The 2,881-nt window shown below is 59.1% G+C and carries 1 protein-coding gene and 3 pseudogenes; 2 read left to right on the top strand and 2 right to left on the bottom strand.

Translation table 11 applies throughout. The annotated features are described in order from the left end of the window. Window positions 1-622: 622 nt before the first annotated feature. Window positions 623-1,921 carry a S41 family peptidase gene (locus tag BHMPCIPO_RS18410; RefSeq protein ID WP_173518299.1) on the top strand — a complete coding sequence of 433 codons (1,299 nt, stop codon included), beginning with the start codon at window positions 623-625 and terminating at the stop codon, window positions 1,919-1,921. Between the two features lie 289 nt (window positions 1,922-2,210). On the opposite strand, the pseudogene BHMPCIPO_RS18405 reads toward BHMPCIPO_RS18410, so the two are convergent. Further along, window positions 2,211-2,351, bottom strand: a pseudogene (locus tag BHMPCIPO_RS18405) (IS1595 family transposase); the annotation flags it as partial. Window positions 2,352-2,584: 233 nt separating this feature from the next. Between BHMPCIPO_RS18405 and BHMPCIPO_RS33840 the strand changes: the two are divergent. After that, window positions 2,585-2,658: pseudogene (locus BHMPCIPO_RS33840) on the top strand (DUF736 domain-containing protein); the annotation flags it as partial. Here BHMPCIPO_RS33840 and BHMPCIPO_RS18395 read toward each other — a convergent pair. Beyond that, a pseudogene (locus BHMPCIPO_RS18395) lies at window positions 2,657-2,870 on the bottom strand (DUF736 domain-containing protein); the annotation flags it as partial. The pseudogenes BHMPCIPO_RS33840 and BHMPCIPO_RS18395 overlap by 2 nt on opposite strands. Window positions 2,871-2,881 lie beyond the last annotated feature (11 nt).

The following is a 2,881-nucleotide window of genomic DNA, read 5'->3' as shown; positions in this document are numbered from 1 at the left end:
AGCCGTTTCCTGGGGAGGTGGCCCATCCTGTGCGGCTGATTTTTGGCGAAGGTGACGGGAATTCCTGGAATCAAGCATCGACGACAGCGGCATGCCACCCTCCCGCGTTCAAAGCTGTAATGAAACCCCTATATTCGAATGTTAACAAACTCTAATGCGGAAAGACAAGATGTAATCTTGCGTTGTCAGAAAAACTTTATAATCCACTAGATTTTTACTTAAACCGTAAAGCATATGGCAACTTTGTTACAGAAACCCCCTAAATAATGCTGGGCCGTTAACAATTTGGTTTGAAAGGATTTTATAGCTCTTTGGGGCTAGTTTGGCCGCCTCCTTTTGATGACCCAAAGTGGTCAGAAGCCTGTGTCGGTTTTCTGCCCCGTGATTGCAATTCGGGCATACCTAAATGCCGCTCGTTCGGTGAGCGATCTTTTGCAATCTCTACTTGTCTTGCTATCGCTACCTGTTGTTGTGCTGTCTTGCCCGCCTCCGACAGCCGCCCGGCACACGACAGGGCGGATGATGCCCGCTACCGGGATCACGCGAATTTGCAAGCACGTCGCCTCCCAAGTCTCCCGTGTTTTGCCGATAATCGAGCGACCGGAAACCGGAGGACGAAGCTATGGGCCAAGGCTGCTTAGGCACGTTGCTAACCTTTTCATTGCTCCTGTCGACACTGGATGCTCCCTATGCGGCCGACGTCACGCGTTCCGGCCAGCCCGTGTTTGACCGTGTCGTCGAACTGGTGGATGAAGAATTCTACGACACGACGGCGCTGGACCGCTTCAACGCCGTTGCTCGGGCACAAATCGACGGGAAGAGGCACTCGATCTCGGCAGCGAGCCCGCCCAGCGACGTAGACGACGCAATCACATCGGCCCTTGCCAGCCTTCGGGTCTCGCATACGGGACGCTACAAGTCCGATACGATCGACTATTTTGAACTCTCGGACATTTTCCGTTTCGCGATCAGGGACGATTTGCGTCGCCTCTTTCCGCCCGATGGCGAGGTCCGCTATCCCGGCATCGGCATGGTGACGGCCGTTGATGGTGGTCGGCGCTTCGTTGCCGATGTCTACGATGGATCGCCGGCCGAGAAGGCCGGCCTCCTCGTTGGTGACGAGATCCTGTCGGTTGACGGGCTACCCTACCGCGAAATCGGCTCTTTCGCCGAGAAAGTCGGCCGAAGTGTCGAGATCCGGCTTCGACGCCATCGCGATGCCGCGCCGATTTCGGCGAAAGTCCAGGTCGAGCGATTGCGGCCGCTGCCGATGTTCGAGCGGGCAATCGATGAAAGCCTTGCCTTGAGCGAACGCGAAGGTCACAAGATCGGCTACGTGCGGTTATGGACGCTCTCGACGCGCAACGGCCTTGATATTGTCGCGGAGGCCCTTGCGACTGGCCGCCTCAAGGATGCCGAGGGCGTTATCGTTGACTTGCGCGGACGCTGGGGTGGTGGCCCTGCCGATGCGGCCGAGCTTTTCGTCGGCGATACCCCGTCCTTCCGGCTGGTGCCGCGCCGTGGGGATGCGACGCTTGCAAACTTCCGTTGGCGAAAGCCGGTCGTCGCGTTGATCGACAAGGGCACGCGCAGCGGCCTGGAACTCTTCGCCTATGCCCTACGGCAGAACGCCATCGCGCTGGTTGGTGAACGGAGTGCGGGCGCCCTGCTCGCAGGCCGCGCCTATGTGCTGCCTGACGACAGCTTGCTCGAACTCGCGGTTTCGGACGCGGTGATCGATAACGGTCTGCGGCTTGAGGGGATCGGCATCGAACCGGACCGGGCGGTGCCGTTTCCGCTTGCTTATGCGGCGGGCAAGGATCCGCAACGGGAGGCGGCGATAGGCGAAATGGTCCGAATGCTCGAAGATGGAACGACAGGGCACGCAGCGCCATCGCAAGAGCCTGCCGCGACCCGGTGAAGCTTGCGCTCAAGAGTAAACAAGGCCCCAAACGGTTGTGCCGCCCGCGAAAATCTCTTGCCCCAGCCGAACAACCTCTTCGTCGGCGCCACGAGTTCGAGTTGTGGCTCGCCTCTGGTGACATGTCGCAAGAGGTGGCCCGAGACAATTTTTTTTGGGGGGGAAATTCACTTTATGCAACAATGACATTGCTCGCAATTTGCGAGCAAATTGGAGGTTTTATAAAGTCTGCAATTTTCGTGGCAGGCGGGTTCGTTCTCTGGGGCGCGATTGCCCGGTAAGTTAAGTCGGCCGGAGTGCCGGGTGTGACGTCATCTGGTCGCTGCACGATCACCATGACAGGCGTCTTCTTGGTATTCGGTAGACCTTTTCGGCCTCGTCCGGGCGGCGGATCGTCCGGATTTATTCTCGGTCGCCCACCGAGATGAAATGGTCGATCTGCGGGCACTCCCTTCTGCGGGCTCGATGTCTTCCCGCAACGGCCTTCGGAACCTTCTTCCCCTGTCGGTTCTCCACCGCCATTCCTCGCGGAGCAACAAAATTCCTCCCGGCCGCCCTCCATTTCATTCCGGCCCCTTGGGTGCGGTCCGATCCTCCCCGGTCTTTGCGACTGCCATCGAGGCCGCGAAGGGCGCGGCCCGAAACAGCAAAAGGAACTTGGACATGGCTACCATGGGCACCTTCACCTCCGCCGAAACGGCTTCACCGGCTCGATCCGCACACTGGCCCTCAACGTCAGCCATCTTCGCCCTCAACTTCCGTCAGCGTCGCGTAGATGGGAGCCACGAAGCTCGGGTCGTCGAGCTTGACCGAGAGGTAGTCGCGGTCGGTTTGGTCGGAGCGCTTCTTGCCAGGCGGCGCCGAGCTCGACATTGCCGGCGTAGATGCGGTAGTTCGGCCCCTTGTCGGAGGGGTTTTCGACGCGGGCGATGCGTGTCTTGATACCAACTCATCTGGTCC

Origin of the sequence: Ensifer sesbaniae (genome assembly GCF_013283665.1) — a bacterium.
GTDB classification, from domain to species: Bacteria; Pseudomonadota; Alphaproteobacteria; order Rhizobiales; family Rhizobiaceae; genus Ensifer; species Ensifer sesbaniae.
The sequence above is the reverse complement of the archived record's forward strand: the minus strand, read 5'-3'. Positions and strand labels throughout refer to the sequence as shown.